The sequence below is a fragment of the Streptococcus sp. HMSC076H09 genome, from assembly GCF_001811765.1.
Lineage (GTDB): Bacteria > Bacillota > Bacilli > Lactobacillales > Streptococcaceae > Streptococcus > Streptococcus agalactiae.
In genome coordinates this window covers 22,485-39,796 of sequence record NZ_KV806593.1, presented here as the reverse complement: position 1 = coordinate 39,796, position 17,312 = coordinate 22,485, and the positions used below count along the sequence as shown (strand labels likewise).

At 35.4% G+C, this 17,312-nt stretch carries 18 protein-coding genes; 12 read left to right on the top strand and 6 right to left on the bottom strand.

Going from position 1 to position 17,312, the window contains the following annotated elements:
- Nucleotides 1-60: 60 nt before the first annotated feature.
- The 9 genes from HMPREF2818_RS01900 to HMPREF2818_RS01860 all read left to right on the top strand — a co-directional run bounded on the left by HMPREF2818_RS01900 (nucleotide 61) and on the right by HMPREF2818_RS01860 (nucleotide 8,649).
- A complete protein-coding gene (locus HMPREF2818_RS01900; protein ID WP_000851083.1) occupies nucleotides 61-1,815 on the top strand; it encodes an ABC transporter ATP-binding protein in 1,755 nt (584 codons plus the stop codon).
- A 107-nt stretch (nucleotides 1,816-1,922) separates the two neighbouring features.
- Complete coding sequence (locus HMPREF2818_RS01895; RefSeq protein ID WP_000449636.1) at nucleotides 1,923-2,549, top strand: GTP pyrophosphokinase; 627 nt, start codon at nucleotides 1,923-1,925, stop codon at nucleotides 2,547-2,549.
- 1 nt (nucleotide 2,550) lies between these two features.
- On the top strand, nucleotides 2,551-3,237 hold the full coding sequence (locus HMPREF2818_RS01890; RefSeq protein ID WP_001264422.1) for a response regulator transcription factor: 687 nt from the start codon (nucleotides 2,551-2,553) through the stop codon (nucleotides 3,235-3,237).
- On the top strand, nucleotides 3,237-4,466 hold the full coding sequence (locus HMPREF2818_RS01885) for a sensor histidine kinase (protein ID WP_000489520.1): 1,230 nt from the start codon (nucleotides 3,237-3,239) through the stop codon (nucleotides 4,464-4,466). The genes HMPREF2818_RS01890 and HMPREF2818_RS01885 overlap by 1 nt, the downstream gene beginning before the upstream one ends.
- Before the next feature lie 115 nt (nucleotides 4,467-4,581).
- Nucleotides 4,582-5,460: a mevalonate kinase gene (gene mvk, locus HMPREF2818_RS01880; RefSeq protein ID WP_000659719.1), complete on the top strand. Its 879-nt coding sequence runs from the start codon at nucleotides 4,582-4,584 to the stop codon at nucleotides 5,458-5,460.
- Nucleotides 5,442-6,386: a diphosphomevalonate decarboxylase gene (mvaD, locus tag HMPREF2818_RS01875; RefSeq protein WP_000348826.1), complete on the top strand. Its 945-nt coding sequence runs from the start codon at nucleotides 5,442-5,444 to the stop codon at nucleotides 6,384-6,386. Before mvk ends, mvaD begins: the two co-directional genes overlap by 19 nt.
- Nucleotides 6,379-7,371 carry a phosphomevalonate kinase gene (locus HMPREF2818_RS01870; protein ID WP_000241520.1) on the top strand — a complete coding sequence of 331 codons (993 nt, stop codon included), beginning with the start codon at nucleotides 6,379-6,381 and terminating at the stop codon, nucleotides 7,369-7,371. The genes mvaD and HMPREF2818_RS01870 overlap by 8 nt, the downstream gene beginning before the upstream one ends.
- Nucleotides 7,368-8,363: a type 2 isopentenyl-diphosphate Delta-isomerase gene (gene fni, locus HMPREF2818_RS01865; protein ID WP_000184894.1), complete on the top strand. Its 996-nt coding sequence runs from the start codon at nucleotides 7,368-7,370 to the stop codon at nucleotides 8,361-8,363. Before HMPREF2818_RS01870 ends, fni begins: the two co-directional genes overlap by 4 nt.
- 67 nt (nucleotides 8,364-8,430) lie before the next feature.
- A complete protein-coding gene (locus tag HMPREF2818_RS01860; protein WP_000594205.1) occupies nucleotides 8,431-8,649 on the top strand; it encodes a DUF4649 family protein in 219 nt (72 codons plus the stop codon).
- Nucleotides 8,650-8,694: 45 nt separating this feature from the next.
- On the opposite strand, the gene HMPREF2818_RS01855 is transcribed toward HMPREF2818_RS01860, so the two are convergent.
- The 6 genes from HMPREF2818_RS01855 to HMPREF2818_RS01830 all read right to left on the bottom strand — a co-directional run bounded on the left by HMPREF2818_RS01855 (nucleotide 8,695) and on the right by HMPREF2818_RS01830 (nucleotide 14,298).
- A complete protein-coding gene (locus tag HMPREF2818_RS01855) occupies nucleotides 8,695-9,549 on the bottom strand; it encodes a glutathione S-transferase C-terminal domain-containing protein (RefSeq protein ID WP_000206685.1) in 855 nt (284 codons plus the stop codon).
- 100 nt (nucleotides 9,550-9,649) lie between these two features.
- Nucleotides 9,650-10,564, bottom strand: a complete 915-nt coding sequence (locus HMPREF2818_RS01850) for a diacylglycerol/lipid kinase family protein (RefSeq protein ID WP_000833762.1) — start codon at nucleotides 10,562-10,564, stop codon at nucleotides 9,650-9,652.
- 86 nt (nucleotides 10,565-10,650) lie between these two features.
- A complete protein-coding gene (locus tag HMPREF2818_RS01845) occupies nucleotides 10,651-11,307 on the bottom strand; it encodes a PAQR family membrane homeostasis protein TrhA (RefSeq protein WP_000910679.1) in 657 nt (218 codons plus the stop codon).
- Entirely contained in the window at nucleotides 11,300-11,749 is a 450-nt protein-coding gene (locus HMPREF2818_RS01840) for a DUF1836 domain-containing protein (RefSeq protein ID WP_001039193.1), read from the bottom strand. The genes HMPREF2818_RS01845 and HMPREF2818_RS01840 overlap by 8 nt, the downstream gene beginning before the upstream one ends.
- A gap of 91 nt (nucleotides 11,750-11,840) precedes the next feature.
- Nucleotides 11,841-13,124, bottom strand: coding sequence for a hydroxymethylglutaryl-CoA reductase, degradative (locus tag HMPREF2818_RS01835; protein ID WP_000161684.1), 1,284 nt, complete (start codon nucleotides 13,122-13,124; stop codon nucleotides 11,841-11,843).
- Nucleotide 13,125: 1 nt separating this feature from the next.
- Nucleotides 13,126-14,298, bottom strand: a complete 1,173-nt coding sequence (locus tag HMPREF2818_RS01830; protein WP_001873466.1) for a hydroxymethylglutaryl-CoA synthase — start codon at nucleotides 14,296-14,298, stop codon at nucleotides 13,126-13,128.
- Nucleotides 14,299-14,451: 153 nt separating this feature from the next.
- On the opposite strand from HMPREF2818_RS01830, the gene HMPREF2818_RS01825 reads away from it, so the two are divergent.
- The 3 genes from HMPREF2818_RS01825 to clpX all read left to right on the top strand — a co-directional run bounded on the left by HMPREF2818_RS01825 (nucleotide 14,452) and on the right by clpX (nucleotide 17,309).
- The gene (locus tag HMPREF2818_RS01825; RefSeq protein ID WP_000158597.1) at nucleotides 14,452-15,291 is read left to right on the top strand and encodes a thymidylate synthase; all 840 of its coding nucleotides are present in this window, start codon (nucleotides 14,452-14,454) and stop codon (nucleotides 15,289-15,291) included.
- A gap of 79 nt (nucleotides 15,292-15,370) precedes the next feature.
- Entirely contained in the window at nucleotides 15,371-15,865 is a 495-nt protein-coding gene (locus HMPREF2818_RS01820) for a dihydrofolate reductase (protein ID WP_000166043.1), read from the top strand.
- A 217-nt stretch (nucleotides 15,866-16,082) separates the two neighbouring features.
- Entirely contained in the window at nucleotides 16,083-17,309 is a 1,227-nt protein-coding gene (clpX, locus tag HMPREF2818_RS01810; protein ID WP_000918412.1) for an ATP-dependent Clp protease ATP-binding subunit ClpX, read from the top strand.
- Nucleotides 17,310-17,312 lie beyond the last annotated feature (3 nt).

Here is a 17,312-nt window from a genome sequence, read left to right as displayed (position 1 = left end):
CAAATAATGAAGTGTATCAAGAGATAGCTTATTCTCAATTGTCTAAGGAGGAATTGGAAAATGAAAACTAAATCACAAAAAACGTCTTTTTTCTCTAATTTGTCTCCGTACCTCAAAGGTTACAAACTTCTTTTTGCGTTAGCAATTGTGTTAGCAACTTTATCAAGCTTGACAACAGTTATAGGACCAGACCGTCTTAAAGAGATGACGGATCTTATGGTAAAAGGCTTGGCTGGTAATATTGACTTAGCCAAAATCGGTCATATTGCAGGGCAATTGGCAGTATTATATGTTTTAGGTGCATTAGTATCCTATCTAGCAAGTTTTATTGTAACGACTATTATTCAAAAATTTGCTCAAGGCATGCGCAATGCTATTGCTGATAAAATCAATAAAATACCTTTGAGTTATTTTGATAGCCATACTCAAGGTGATACTTTATCTCGTGTTACAAATGATGTGGATTTGATGACACAGTCTTTTAACCAAAGTTTAGTTACTATGGTTGCATCTACAGTATTATTGATTGGTTCATTAATTATGATGTTCAAAACAGATTGGCATTTAGCAACAACGGCGATTATATCGGTATTTTCAGGATTCGCTCTTTCTTCAATCATTATGGTGAAGAGTCAGCCTTTATTTAAAAAGCAACAGATGAATTTGGCTAATATATCTGGATATGTAGAAGAAATTTACTCAGGACATAACATTGTTACTAGTCATAACGCAAGACAGCAGGCTAAGTCAGATTTTCAACTATTAAATGATAAACTTCACAGTTCCATGTGGAAATCACAATTTTTCTCTGGAATTATGATGCCTCTGATGCAGTTTATTGGTAATTTTGGTTATGTGATGGTGTGTGTGGTTGGTGCCATGTTAGCTATCAAAGGAACAATTACTATGGGTACAATTGTTGCTTTTATGACCTATGTTCGTATTTTTACACAGCCTATTGGTCAGATTGCTCAAGGAATTACACAATTACAGTCTGCTAGTGCAGCCATGGGACGTGTTTTTGAATTTTTAAATGAAACAAATATGCAAGAGGATAAGCACAAAGTGTTAAATCTTCCTAAGTTTAAGGGGTATGTGTCCTTTGAACATGTCAAGTTTGGTTATAGTGATAACAAGACTATTATTCATGACTTTACTTCGGAGGCACAGCCTGGTCAGAAAGTTGCTATTGTAGGACCAACTGGCGCAGGTAAAACGACAATTGTTAATTTATTGATGCGTTTTTATGATGTTAATTCAGGTAGTATTTCCATAGATGACATCAATATCCAAGACATGAAACGTAGTCAAGTTCATGATGCTTTCTCGATGGTTCTTCAAGATATATGGTTGTTTGAGGGAACTATTAAAGAAAATTTGATTTTTAATCAGACGACAATCAGTGACGATGAGGTTCAAGAAGCTGCTAAGGCAGTCGGTGTACATCATTTTATAATGACACTACCTAAAGGGTATGATATTGTCCTTGATGACGCTGTGACATTGTCAGTTGGACAAAAGCAATTATTAACCATTGCTCGAGCTCTTTTGAAAAATTCTCCCTTACTTATCTTAGATGAAGCAACTTCATCTGTTGATACACGTACAGAAGAGTTAATTCAAAAAGCTATGGACAAACTTATGGAAGGAAGAACATCATTTGTTATCGCACATCGTTTATCAACGATTAAAAACGCAGATTTGATTTTGGTCATGAAAGATGGGAATATCATTGAGCAAGGCAGTCATGATGTTTTGATGTCTCAAAGTGGTTTTTATGCTGATCTGTATAATTCTCAATTCGAATCAGCTTAACATGAACATTTTAGAAGGAAATGGGAAGAAAAAATTCTCATTCCTTTTTAGTTTGCCTTAAGTTTCTATGATATAATGGAGCTTAAGAGAGAATAGGAAGGTTTCTTATGGAAACAAATATTTATGGAGATTATGGTCGATATCTACCATTAATTTTAGAAGATTTCAGCCAGCGTATACAATTAGAAAATGATAAAGCTAAGGTTGAAACAGGCTATAAATTGTACGAACATATCATTGGTCGTATTAAGACATCAGATAGTATGATAGAGAAATGTCGTCGTAAACAGTTACCTGTAACAGTAGATTCTGCACTAAAAGCTATTAGAGATAGTATTGGAGTCCGTATTATTTGTGGTTTTGTTAACGATATTTATCAAATTGTAGAACGTATTAAGTCATTTGATGATTGTCGTATTGTAGTTGAAAAAGACTATATCCAGCATGTTAAGCCAAATGGGTATCGCTCTTACCATGTGATTTTAGAAATTGATACTCCCTATCCAGACTGTTTGGGTAATTCAGAAGGTAAATATTACATTGAGATTCAGTTACGTACAATTGCGCAAGATTCTTGGGCTAGTTTAGAACATCAGATGAAATACAAGCATGATATTGAAAATCCCGAACGAATTGTAAGAGAATTAAAACGTTGTGCTGATGAAATGGCATCTGTTGATTTAACGATGCAAACGATTCGTCAATTGATAGAGAGTGGAACAAAGAAGGAATAAAATGAGAGTATTAATTGCAGAAGATGAAGAACAGATGTCACGTGTCCTTAGTACGGCAATTAGTCACCAAGGTTATGTTGTTGATGTCGCCTACGATGGTCAGACTGCTATTGATTTAGCTAATCAAAATGCATATGATGTCATGGTTATGGATGTCATGATGCCTGTTAAAACAGGTGTTGAGGCTGTCAAAGAAATTAGACAATCAGGAAATAAATCTCACATTATTATGCTAACAGCCATGGCAGAAATTGATGATAGAGTAACAGGTCTAGATGCTGGTGCAGATGATTATTTAACAAAACCCTTCTCTCTAAAAGAATTATTAGCAAGGCTTCGCTCTATGTCCCGAAGATTGGAAGATTTCACACCTAATGTATTGTCATTGGGAAGAGTAACCTTATCAGTCGGTGAACAAGAGTTGCAATGTGAAAACACTATTCGTCTAGCGGGTAAAGAAGCTAAAATGTTAGCATTTTTCATGTTGAACCATGATAAAGAATTATCTACACAACAACTTTTCGAACATGTCTGGGGAGCAGATAAGGACCAAGAAGATGTAGATGAGGGATACGTCTTTATCTATGTTTCTTATTTGAGACAAAAATTGCAGGCAATTAGTGCTAACTTGGAGATTATTGGTCAAGAAGGTAGTAGCTATAAATTAAGTGAAATAAATGGTGGCTAATGTTTAGAAATTTACGACTTCGTTTTATCGGAATAGCTGCGCTAGCTATTCTTGTTGTTTTATTTTCAGTAGTCGGTGTCCTCAACTCTGCTAATCACTATCAAACGAAGAATGAAATTTATCGTGTGTTAACTATCCTTGCAGACAACAATGGACGTATACCGAATAAACTTGAATTTAGTAAAGAATTAGGTGATGACCTATCAACGGACGCTATTTTCCAATTCCGTTATTTCAGTGCGCGAACAGATGCAAAAGGTAACGTGACTAGTTTTGATTCTAGAAATATCTTTGAAGTAAGCGATAGGCAAATAAAAAATTATGCCAAGCGTATCGTATCACAAAATAGTGATTCAGGTCATATTACCTATAATTTTAGTACTTATTCTTATCTACTAAAAAAGGTTGGTAAAAATGATTATTTAGTGGTATTTTTAGATACAACCAACCAATATCTTGATAATCAAAGATTATTGCAACTTTCAATATGGATGTCCTTGGCAAGTTTTATCGTCTTCATGGTAATTGTTTCAGTTTTATCAGGGAGAGTTATCTTACCATTTGTTGCTAACTATGAAAAGCAAAGGCGTTTTATTACCAATGCAGGACATGAACTAAAAACTCCACTTGCTATCATCTCCGCTAATAATGAATTGGTGGAAATGATGAGTGGTGAATCAGAGTGGACTAAATCTACAAATGATCAAATCCAACGTTTAACGGGTCTAATTAATGGCATGGTCAGTCTTGCCCGCTTTGAAGAACAGCCTGATATAAGTATGGTTGACTTAGACTTTTCACATATTACAAAAGATGCTGCAGAAGATTTTAAAGGTCCAATCATTAAAGATGGTAAAGATTTTATAATGAGTATCCAACCAGGTATTCATGTCAAAGCTGAAGAAAAATCATTATTTGAATTGGTTACATTATTGGTTGATAATGCTAATAAGTATTGTGATCCGATGGGGACTGTGACAGTTAAGTTATCACGTTCAAGTCGTTTGAGACGAGCTAAGCTTGAAGTTTCAAATACTTATAAGAATGGTAAAGACATAGACTATAGCAAGTTTTTTGAACGATTTTATCGAGAGGATGAGTCACATAATAACAAAAAATCGGGATATGGTATTGGTCTTTCTATCGTAACTAGTTTGGTGCATCTATTTAAAGGAAGTATCGATGTGAATTATAAACATGATACCATTACCTTTGTCATTTACATTTAAGATTAAAGGGACTGCAATTGTAGTTCCTTTAATTTATGTTATTATCACGTTAAAGTCGCTTTTTTTAAGGATTTATATTAAAATAGTAAGGTAATAGAATTGTAAAGAGAAAAAGATGAAAGAAAAGTTTGGTATAGGAAAGGCTCATAGCAAGATTATCTTGATGGGTGAGCACTCAGTAGTATATGGTTATCCAGCCATTGCTATTCCTTTAAAAAATATTGAAGTAACTTGCCTTATTGAAGAGGCTCCTCAATTAATAGCATTAGATATGACTGATCCTTTGTCGACAGCCATTTTTGCTGCCTTGGACTATTTAGGTAAAACTTCTTCTAAAATTGCATATCATATTGAGTCACAAGTCCCAGAAAGACGTGGTATGGGATCATCAGCTGCAGTTGCTATTGCAGCTATTCGTGCAGTTTTTGATTATTTTGATGAAGATTTGGAGGCAGATTTGTTAGAATGCCTTGTTAATCGAGCAGAAATGATAGCACATTCAAATCCGAGTGGATTAGATGCAAAAACTTGTCTTAGTGAAAATACTATTAAATTTATCCGCAATATTGGTTTTTCAACAGTACCCATGCATTTGAATGCTTATTTAGTTATTGCTGATACAGGAATTCATGGGCATACTAAAGAAGCAGTGGATAAGGTGAAATCATCTGGCGAGGCAGTACTACCCTTTTTAAAAGAATTAGGTTATTTAGCAGAGGCATCAGAGGATGCTATTCATAAAAGTGATTCCAAACAACTTGGTAGCTTGATGACTAAAGCGCATCAAAGTTTAAAACAATTGGGTGTCTCAAGTTTAGAAGCTGATCATCTGGTAGAGGTAGCTATTAGTTGTGGTGCTCTAGGCGCTAAAATGAGTGGCGGCGGATTAGGTGGTTGTATTATCGCACTTGTAAAAGAAAAAAGAGAAGCTGAGCGCTTAAGTCAGCAATTAGAAAGAGAAGGAGCTGTCAACACATGGACGGAAAAAGTATAAGTGTTAAGTCTTATGCTAACATTGCTATTATCAAATATTGGGGAAAAGCAGATGCTGAAAAAATGATTCCAGCTACCAGTAGTATTTCTCTAACACTTGAAAACATGTACACTGAAACACGTTTGACTACCCTTGGGAAGGATGCTAAGAAAGATGAATTTTACATCTCTGGTGTTCTTCAAAATGATCATGAACATGACAAAATGTCAGCTATCTTGGATCGCTTTCGACAAAATAAGTCCGGCTTTGTAAAGATTGAAACAACTAATAATATGCCAACAGCTGCAGGCTTATCATCGTCATCAAGTGGTTTATCAGCCTTAGTAAAGGCTTGCAATGATTTTTTTGGTACTAACCTTAGCCAATCACAGTTAGCTCAAGAAGCCAAGTTTGCTTCAGGCTCTTCTTCACGCTCTTTTTTTGGACCTGTTGCTGCTTGGGATAAAGATAGTGGTGATATCTATAAAGTTCACACTGATTTAGATTTAGCTATGATTATGCTGGTCTTAAATGACAAAAGAAAGCCGATTTCAAGCCGTGAAGGTATGAAAATCTGCACCGAAACCTCAACGACTTTTAATGAATGGGTAAGGCAATCTGAACAAGACTATCAAGATATGTTAGTATACCTAAAAAATAATGATTTTCAAAAGGTAGGTCAACTGACAGAGCGTAATGCACTTGCAATGCACTCAACAACTAAAACAGCAACTCCAGCCTTTTCATATTTGACAGAAGAGACATATAAAGCTATGGATGTTGTGAAGAAACTTCGCGAAAAAGGTCATGAATGTTATTATACGATGGATGCGGGTCCAAATGTTAAAGTACTTTGCTTACGTCAAGACCTTGAGGCATTAGCTGCTATCTTGGAGAAAGATTATCGTATTATTGTTTCAACGACAAAGGAATTAGCAGATGGTTAAGGTGCAAACAGGTGGCAAATTATATATTGCAGGTGAATACGCGATACTGTATCCTGGACAAGTAGCTATTTTAAAGAACATTCCTATTTATATGACTGCATTAGCTACTTTTGCAGATAACTACAGCCTTTATTCTGATATGTTTAACTATACGGCAAGCTTGCAGCCTGATAAGCAATATAGTCTCATTCAGGAAACGATATTGCTTATGGAAGAATGGTTGATTAATTTTGGCAAAAACATAAAACCGATTCACCTCGAAATTACGGGAAAATTAGAGCGCTATGGACTTAAATTTGGTATAGGCTCTAGCGGAAGTGTTGTCGTTTTGACTATTAAAGCTATGGCTGCGCTTTATGAGATAGAGATGCCAAGCGACTTGCTTTTTAAATTATCTGCCTACGTTCTCTTAAAAAGAGGTGATAATGGCTCAATGGGAGATATTGCTTGTATTGCTTATGAGCATTTAATTTCTTATTCAGCTTTTGATCGTAGGGCTGTTTCAAAAATGATTGAAACAAAACCCTTGGAACAAGTATTGGAAGCTGAATGGGGTTATCGTATTACCAAAATACAAGCTTCATTGGAGATGGATTTTTTAGTGGGATGGACAATGCAACCGTCCATTTCAAAAGAAATGATAAATATAGTTAAATCAACTATTACGCAGCGTTTTTTAGATGATACAAATTATCAAGTTGTCCAGTTACTTTCAGCCTTTAAAGAAGGAGATAAAGAAGCGATTAAGAGATGTTTAGAAGAAATTAGCTTGTTATTATTTAATCTTCATCCATCTATTTACACCGATAAACTTCAAAAGCTTAAAGAGGCAAGCAAAGGCCTAGATATAGTCACAAAATCTTCAGGATCTGGAGGAGGCGATTGTGGTATAGCCATATCCTTTAATAAAAATGATAATCAAACTCTAATCAAGCGTTGGGAGAGTGCTGGTATTGAACTACTTAGTAAGGAGACATTGTCATGACAAATCGAAAAGATGATCACATAAAATATGCTCTTAAATATCAGTCGCCTTATAATAGTTTTGACGATATTGAGTTAATACATTCATCCTTACCAAAATATAATGTCAACGATATCGATTTATCAACACATTTTGCTGGTCAAAGCTTTGAATTTCCTTTTTATATCAATGCTATGACAGGAGGTAGTGAAAAAGGGAAAGCAGTCAATCATAAATTGGCACAGGTTGCTCAAGCTACAGGGATTGTTATGGCGACAGGTTCATATTCGGCAGCTCTCAAAAACGATGAAGATGATTCCTACCCAACAACAGACTTGTATCCTGATTTAAAACTGGCGACAAATATAGGGTTAGACAAGCCTTTACCAGCAGCAGAGTCAACCGTTAAGGCTATGAACCCCATTTTTTTACAAGTTCATGTTAATGTGATGCAAGAACTTTTGATGCCTGAAGGAGAGCGTGAATTTCACATGTGGCGTTCTCACTTAAAAGAATACGTCGACAATATCCAATGCCCACTTATCTTAAAAGAGGTTGGTTTTGGGATGGATTTACAATCAATAAAGGATGCTTACGATATAGGTATCACAACTGTAGATATTTCGGGGCGTGGGGGGACTAGTTTTGCTTACATCGAAAATCAACGTGGACGCGACCGTTCGTATCTCAATACCTGGGGGCAAACAACAGCTCAATCTTTAATAAACGCTCAATCTATGATGGACAAAATGGATATCCTAGCATCTGGTGGCATTCGTCATCCTTTAGATATGGTAAAATGTTTAGTGTTGGGTGCTAAAGCTGTTGGACTTTCTAGAGCAGTTTTAGAATTAGTTGAGCGTTATCCTGTAGATGATGTTATTGCAATTCTCAATTCTTGGAAAGAAGATTTAAGAATGATAATGTGTGCACTGAATTGTAAAAAAATAACTGATTTACGACAAGTCAATTATATATTGTATGGTCAATTGAAGGAAGCCAATGCTAAATGATATTATTTTTGTGAAGTAGATATAGCTTCCTGTCAAAGTTTCCTTGTAAAACGTCAGAGGTAATAAGATGATTAAACTGTATTATGAAGATGCTTACGACACTGAGCGATGCCAAGTTTTTGAAAATCCAAATGATTTTATTCGAGTTTTAATGGGATGTGTTACTGTTCCTGATAATTATCCTATTACGAAAATGACTTATAAAGATAAAAATATTGCTTATAGTGGTACTTATGGAGATCTCTTCAAGACTTTTATTGAATTTGATTGGTCCACTTTGGACTAGTATAGCTAAAAAGCTAAGGCTGTGAATTGCCTTAGCTTTTTAGCTTTATTTTTCCCATTTTACCATATTTGGACCTGTTGGTACGATGGTATGATGACGAACAGCTCTTCCAAATTTGCCTAAGTAATAGTTATTTTTTATGGATTGTGGATTGGTTAATGTTTTTAAATTAAAGTCATTGTATAAAGTTTTAGCCCAAGAAAAAATATTTGGGTAGTCTTCTAGCGCTTTCTGATTAAGTAGTAGAAGATCACGCCCAGCAATATCCCAGCGGACTAATGGTGTAAAGAAATGAATATCAACCTCACTTAGATTATCTCCGAGCAAGAAAGGACGTTGTCCTAGTAAGTGTTCTTTTTGATCTAGAAAAGTGAAGAATTCCTTACTATAAGTATCATAATCTGTTTGTTTATCAAGAAAAGCTAACTTATACATTAAGCTTTGGAAGTTATTATTAATGTCTTTAATATCATTATCAATAAGTGAAGCAGTTTCTTGGCTGAAAAGGACAGGAGCATCCTCTTGATGCAAATCAGAGAAATCTGTAGTAAAAAGTCGAAGCATATCTGCAGATTCCTTACAGACAATACGATTATCAGTCTTGTCAATTAAAATTGGGATAGTATAAGGACCTTTGTAGGTCGGGTCAGTCAAATGATAAATATCACGAAGCGACTTAGCACCAGTAACCTGTTCTGGTTGGCTAAAAATAAGTCCTATATCACTTGGAACATCATCCACAAAACTGATAGAAATATGTTTATCCAAACCAAGCAGTTGGCGTGCAATCTGCGGACGTTGTGCATAAGGACAAAATTCCCCAACAATCATATGGTAGCGACCTGATTCTACTGGGACTTCCCACTCTTGGTCAATAAATTTAGCAGTAAATGTTGTCATCGTATACTTCCTTTCAATGATATTTATTGCTTTAAGTATAACAAAAAAGAACCTAGACAGATAGTATTTACTCTAATACTTATGTCTAGGTCCTTTTATATTATGGTAATGAGTTAGGAATGATAAACTTTAAGGCTTTAGGGATGACTTCAACTTTTACAGGCAATTGGTCACCTGGATCGCCATCAATACGAACTTTAGGGATAGCTGATTTTTTACGTTTAAAAGTTGAAATAGTCAGATTATTGGTATGAAAATGTTTTATCTCCTTTGCTTGACTAAAATCTCCCTTACGAAATTGTCTTAGATGCAACAATAATTTGAAGAAGTGAATATGTTCCATAGTGTAGACTCTAAAAAGTCCATCATCAATTGTTGCTTCTGGAGAGAAGGCTGGCATACCGGCAATCGAATTGGTCATGGTAATAAGTAGTAACCGCGTGCGTAAAGACCGTACATTATTATCGTAAGCAAGAGTAATAGAATATGATCGATTACGCTTTAATATACGGTAGGCATCACCTACGAAAGCAAAAGGTCCTAATTTACGCTTCATTTCAGAAGTGACATTAGCAGCAATATCAGCAAGGAGCCCAAGTGTTAAACTGCTAATCATGTAATCGTCGTTAACTTTACAGATATCTACGGACTTTACATGACCGTTTAGAAGATTTTCAAGAGCGAGATTCCTCTCTTGTGGGATGTTCAAAGCTTTTGAAAAGTTATTGACGGTCCCGGCAGGTACTAGTCCGATAGTAGGATAAGCACCACCAGCGTAGACACCACCACAGATTTTATTAATAGTGCCATCTCCCCCTAAAGGAATAACCAAGTCGATATGGTCTTCTGATGCTTTTTTTGCTAAGGCGACAGCTTCCTCAACAGATGAAGGTGTAATGATACGAACATAATCGTCTTGAAAATCATGTTCTATTAAATAAGATTTTACTTCTTGTGCCAATGCTTGTTCATCTTTACCAGATTTTGGATTAAAAAAGATATAAGCACTTTTCATATGTCCACGCCTTCTCTCTAAGATTTAGATGATTATTATTATATCATGTTTTAGCAAAAAAATAATCAATAAAATGTAGTTAAATTTTATAGCATGAAGTAGACAATTCCAATGTATTGTAAAATAGAAGCTAATAGAATGAAAAGGTGCCAAATCATGTGATCATAAGGACGTTTGCGAGCATAAAAGAGTGCACCGATAGTATAGCAAATACCACCAGCCAAGAGTAATCCCCAAAAAGCTGGTCCAGTTTTTGTGATAATAGCAGGGAAAATAAAGATAACCAGCCATCCCATAATGAGGTAAAGTACAAGGCTAAATTTATCATTGATTTTGGGAGCGAAGATTTTATAAAGGATACCAAATAATGTAATCCCCCATTGTAAAAAAATGATGAGATATCCTAACCAGCCGCCAATAAGTGACAATGCGACAGGAGTATAACTACCTGCAATAGCAATATAAATCATAGAGTGATCAATCATGCGTAGAACATATTTTTGGAGACTGCTATAAGTCATGGAGTGGTAAATACTTGATGATAAAAACATCAAAAATAATGAAGTGACAAATATTGAGGTACCAAGTGCTGCTTGTAATCCGAAGTGGTTGTGACTATAGACAGCGGTGATTGGTAATAGGATTAGCATAAGCAAAGCTCCTACAGCGTGAGTGATACTATTTGCAAGCTCTTCGCCAAAGGAAAGTTGAGGACTTAATTTGATAGACATTTCTTTAAGCATTTTTATTTTTTCCTCCTAGTTCTAAAACTAATTTTTGTGTTTCTTGATAAAGGTTCAACGTCTGACAGGCACTAATGACAACTGGTGGTAAATCGTGAACCTCTTCTTTGTTCATACAAGCAGCAAATCCGTTATATGCTTCCTCAGAATGATTGTCAGCTGTCAGAATTTCTAATGTTTGACTGATTTCTTGAATAGCAAAAACTTGTTTAAAAGCTGTAATAACAATCAATCGTGCTACTTGACGGCGATTGTATTTTTTTTTAATAGGTTTGGATATATAATTATGTTTGACATAATTGTTGATCATAGAAGCGGTGAGTAGTTTATCGTTAGTTATTGTTTTAGGATTAATTAATTGATTCACATAGAGAAGTACTTGGTCAAGATACAGATCTAGTTCAGGTAATTCTTCCCATTTTGGGTATTGATTTTTATTCATTTTAAAACTCCATATAATCTAGTTTTTATAACTAGATTATACACTTATGGAAATTCAAGTCAAGTAAAAAAAGAATTTGAGATGATTTTTCTCAAATTCTTTTTTTACTTTTAGTAAGTTTATTGACAATTTTCTGTGCTGTCTCTAGATTCATGTGTTTAGAGTCTAGAAGCTGTTTAACGACTTCTGAAATTTGTTCTTCTTTAGCTCCAGCAAGTAGTGCCAACGACTTTGCTTGAAGTTTCATGTGACCAGCTTGAATTCCTGTGCTAACCAATGCCTTAAGAGCCGCAAAATTTTGAGCTAGTCCAATCGAAAGAACAATACTTGCCAACTCTTTAGCATTAGGACGACCTAGTAGATCGTGAGCTAGTTGGACACTAGGGTTAATACCGATGGATCCACCTTTTGTTGCAACAGGCATCGGTAGCGTCAGAGTACCTTCTAGAAAATTATCATCAACCTTATAAGACCATTTAGATAATCCTCGATATTGTCCATCTTTGACAGCATAGGTATGCGCTCCAGCTTCAATAGCTCGCCAATCATTTCCAGTAGCTAAGACGATAGCATCAATGCCATTAAAAATACCTTTATTATGTGTGCTAGCACGATAAGGGTCTACTTGAGCTAATTGACTTGCCATCGTCATTTTTTGAGCTAACTTGATGGCCTCCTCTTTTTGGCGACTTAGAAATCTTAAATCAACTCGGCATGTAGCAGTCACTAAAGATTCGGTAGCATAGTTAGATAAAATTGACATTAAGCTTTTGCCTTTTGAAATGTCTTCTAATGGCGAAGATAATGCTTCCATCATGGTGTTAACCATATTAGCACCCATGGCTTCTTTTGTATCAACCATAAGGTAAACAATCAAAAAGTCTTCTTTAATCTCAATAGTTAGGTCGCAAGCACCGCCTCCACGCTTGACTATTGATGGATGAGCAGCGTTGGCTATTTCTAATAATTGCTGTTTTTGATTTAATATAGATTCTTTAGTGTGTTGACTATCTTGTACATCATAAATGGCTACTTGTCCAATCATTTTACGATTATGGACAGTTGTCAGAAAACCACCAGATCGTTTTATAATTTTAGCAGCAAAACTTGCAGCAGCAACAACTGACGGTTCTTCAGTGACATATGGGACTTGATAGACTTTACCGTTAACCAAAACATCTGGGACAAGTGAAAATGGTAAGGCTATTCGACCGATGACATTTTCAGCCATTTGATTGGCTAGTGATAAAGAGAGTAAGTCCTGATTCGTCACTATTTCTAGGGAAGAATCAGCTAAAAAATCTTGTTCTTCAAGGTAATGAATACGTTCTTCAGGGGATTTTTTTGAAAATCCTGTCCAGGAAATTTTTGTCATATTAATTATTAATTTTCTTGTAGATACGTTGATGTTCGCAAATAGAGTCTAGAGAAAAAGTGCCAGTCCGGTAGGTGTTGAAGTTAGCATTTCCATTTTCGTCTAGGATTGTTTTTTCAAAGAAGAGTTTCTCATACTCAGTTACTGTAATTTTTTGACGTTTATTGAGTTGATCCATACGATCGCTCTGAAGTTTATTTTGGTAGCCGTCTACTAACTGACCGGTAAAAATTTCAGCAACAGCTCCGCTACCGTATGAAAAGAAGGCAATTTGATCACCTGCTTTTAAATTTTGACTATTTTCTAGTAACGATAGAAGTCCTAGATACAATGAGCCAGTATAGCAATTTCCAATTTTCTTACTATAGGTAATAGAGTGCTCAAAATTTTCTTGTAGTTCAGCTTTCTTTTGTTCATCTAAGTTATTATCTAGAATTTTATTAAAGCCCTTTAAAGCTAATTTTGGAAAAGGAATATGGAAACAAAAAGCAGCATAGTCACTTAGACTAGTATTAAAACGTTTTTGATATTCTTTCCAAGTAGTTTTTAGCATATCTAGATATTGTTTTGTTGAAAACATGCCATTAACATAAGGAACATCAGAATAATTTGGTCGCCAAAAGTCCATAATATCACGGGTTTGCGCTAGACGGTCCTCTTTTAGCTCTAGAATGGATGGGTTTTGACTAATAAGCATAGCGATACTGCCTGCACCTTGAGTGGATTCTCCAGTAGATTTAATGCCATATTTAGCAATATCTGAAGCTATCACTAATACTTTAGAATCTGGATGTTTTTCTACATGTAATTTAGCGTAATCAAGAGCAGCAGTTGCGCTATAGCATGCTTCTTTCATCTCGAATGACCTTGCGAAAGGTTGAATCTCTAAAAGTTGATGTACATAGACAGAAGCCGCCTTACTCTGATCGATACTTGATTCTGTAGCGACAATCACCATATCAATAGTTTCTTTGTCCTCATCAGATAAAATATCATTAGCTGCAGAGGCTGCAAGTGTAACGATATCTTCTGTAACTGGCGTAATACTAAGTGAATCTAACAATAATCCCTTGCTGAATTTTTCAGGGTCAACTTGGCGAGCAATAGCCAAATCAGTCATTTCAAGGACATATTGACTGGTTGCAAAACCAATCTTATCAATTCCTATTTTCATTGGTAAACCTTTCTGAATAAAAGTCATTTTTGCTAAATTCCATTTTACCATAAAGAAGCTAAAAATATGAAAAAAAGCTTTAACCTTCAAAGTCTTGTTTCTCACTAGAATATCTTTTAAAAATCTGATAAAATAAGACTTTGGAGGTATCTCATGACAAAAGCCGATTTATTATTTAAAGACAATATCACGAAAATTATGTCTGAAGGTGTATTTAGCGAGCAAGCCAGACCTAGATATAAAAATGGGGAAATGGCTAATTCTAAGTATATTACAGGTGCCTTTGCAGAGTATGATTTATCAAAGGGTGAATTTCCTATTACAACTCTACGTCCAATTCCAATAAAATCTGCTATTAAAGAAATTTTCTGGATTTATCAAGATCAGACAAATGATTTAGTAGTTTTGAATGATAAATATGGTGTGACATACTGGAATGATTGGGAAGTTGGCCATACTGGCACGATAGGTCAGCGCTACGGTGCAGTTGTTAAAAAACATAATATTATATCAAAACTCTTAAAACAGCTTGAAGATAACCCTTGGAATCGTCGTAATGTTATTTCATTATGGGACTATGAAGCATTTGAAGAAACAGAAGGCCTACTACCTTGTGCTTTTCAAACGATGTTTGATGTGAGACGCGTTAATGGTGAGCTTTATTTGGATGCCACATTAACACAACGTTCTAATGACATGTTAGTTGCACATCATATTAATGCTATGCAGTATGTAGCACTTCAGATGATGATTGCAAAGCATTTTGGTTGGAGAGTTGGGAAGTTTTTCTATTTTATCAATAATCTTCATATTTATGATAACCAGTTTGAACAAGCTCAGGAACTCTTAAAACGCCAACCGTCTGAGTGTAACCCCAAACTAGTATTGAATGTTCCAGATGGAACAGACTTTTTTGATATTAAACCAGATGATTTTGCGTTAGTTGATTATGACCCAATTAAACCTCAATTACGTTTTGATTTAGCAATCTAACTATCTCATGTTTTTTAACAAGCAATTTGAGGTAAAATTTGTTAGAATATCTAGAGATAAGTTAGTGAGGAAAAAAGTCATGACAAAGCAAATAATTGCCATTTGGGCTGAAGATGAAGACCATTTGATTGGAGTTAATGGCGGTTTACCATGGAGGCTTCCTAAAGAGTTACATCACTTCAAAGAAACGACCATGGGGCAGGCTTTGCTTATGGGACGAAAGACCTTTGATGGAATGAACCGTCGTGTTTTACCTGGTAGAGAGACAATCATCTTAACAAAAGATGAACAATTCCAAGCAGATGGAGTGACAGTCCTAAATAGTGTTGAACAAGTTATAAAATGGTTTCAGGAACATAATAAGACCTTATTTATTGTAGGTGGTGCAAGTATTTATAAAGCATTTCTGCCTTATTGTGAAGCAATCATAAAAACTAAAGTTCATGGAAAATTTAAAGGTGATACCTATTTTCCTGATGTTAATCTATCTGAGTTTAAAGTTATCTCTAGAGATTATTTTGAAAAGGATGAGCAGAATGCTCATGCTTTTACTGTGACATATTTTGAAAAATAAGGAAGGAATACTATTCAATGCAACGTAGCCTTTTTGGGGTCTTTACCGCATTTTTAGCTGTGATTTGTGTTTTATGTGCAATTCCTGCTATAAAGAAAAAAAGATATGGATTAGGAACGGTTTTTTTGATGAATGCTTTCACTAACCTTGTCAACACAATCCATGCCTTTTATGGAACCTTATTTTAAATTAAATGAATAGAAAAGTTGAGGAAAAAATGGCTGGGAATCGTAATAACGATATGAATGTCTATTGTTCATTTTGTGGCAAAAGCCAAGATGAAGTAAAAAAAATTATTGCAGGTAATGGTGTTTTCATTTGTAATGAATGTGTGGCCTTATCACAAGAAATTATTAAGGAAGAATTAGCTGAGGAAGTACTTGCTGATTTAGCAGAAGTACCAAAACCTAAGGAACTATTAGAAATATTAAATCAATATGTTGTAGGGCAAGATCGTGCTAAACGTGCTTTAGCAGTTGCTGTCTACAATCATTACAAGCGTGTTAGTTATACCGAGAGTAGTGACGATGATGTAGATTTGCAAAAATCCAACATTTTGATGATTGGTCCAACTGGCTCAGGAAAAACCTTCTTAGCACAAACACTAGCTAAAAGCCTTAATGTACCGTTTGCTATTGCAGATGCGACTTCATTGACCGAAGCAGGATACGTTGGAGAAGATGTTGAGAATATTCTTCTTAAATTGATTCAAGCTGCTGATTATAATGTCGAACGTGCTGAGCGTGGTATTATCTACGTTGATGAAATAGATAAAATTGCTAAGAAAGGCGAAAATGTTTCTATCACACGTGATGTATCTGGTGAAGGTGTACAGCAAGCCCTTCTTAAAATTATTGAGGGTACGGTAGCAAGTGTTCCCCCACAGGGTGGGCGTAAACATCCTAACCAAGAAATGATTCAAATTAATACCAAGAACATCCTTTTTATTGTCGGTGGTGCTTTTGATGGTATTGAAGACCTTGTGAAGCAACGTTTAGGCGAAAAAATTATTGGTTTTGGACAGACAAGCCGCAAAATTGATGACAACGCTTCTTATATGCAAGAGATAATTTCTGAGGATATTCAAAAGTTTGGACTGATTCCAGAGTTTATTGGCCGTTTACCAGTAGTTGCAGCGTTAGAACTTCTTACTGCAGAAGATCTGGTTCGTATTCTGACAGAACCACGCAATGCTTTGGTTAAACAATACCAAACCTTATTATCTTATGATGGTGTAGAATTGGAATTTGATCAGGATGCTCTATTGGCTATCGCTGATAAGGCTATCGAGCGCAAGACTGGTGCACGTGGTTTACGTTCTATTATTGAAGAAACGATGCTTGATATCATGTTTGAAATTCCAAGCCAAGAAGATGTAACAAAAGTTCGTATCACAAAGGCTGCTGTTGAGGGTACTGACAAGCCTGTTTTAGAGACGGCTTAGGGA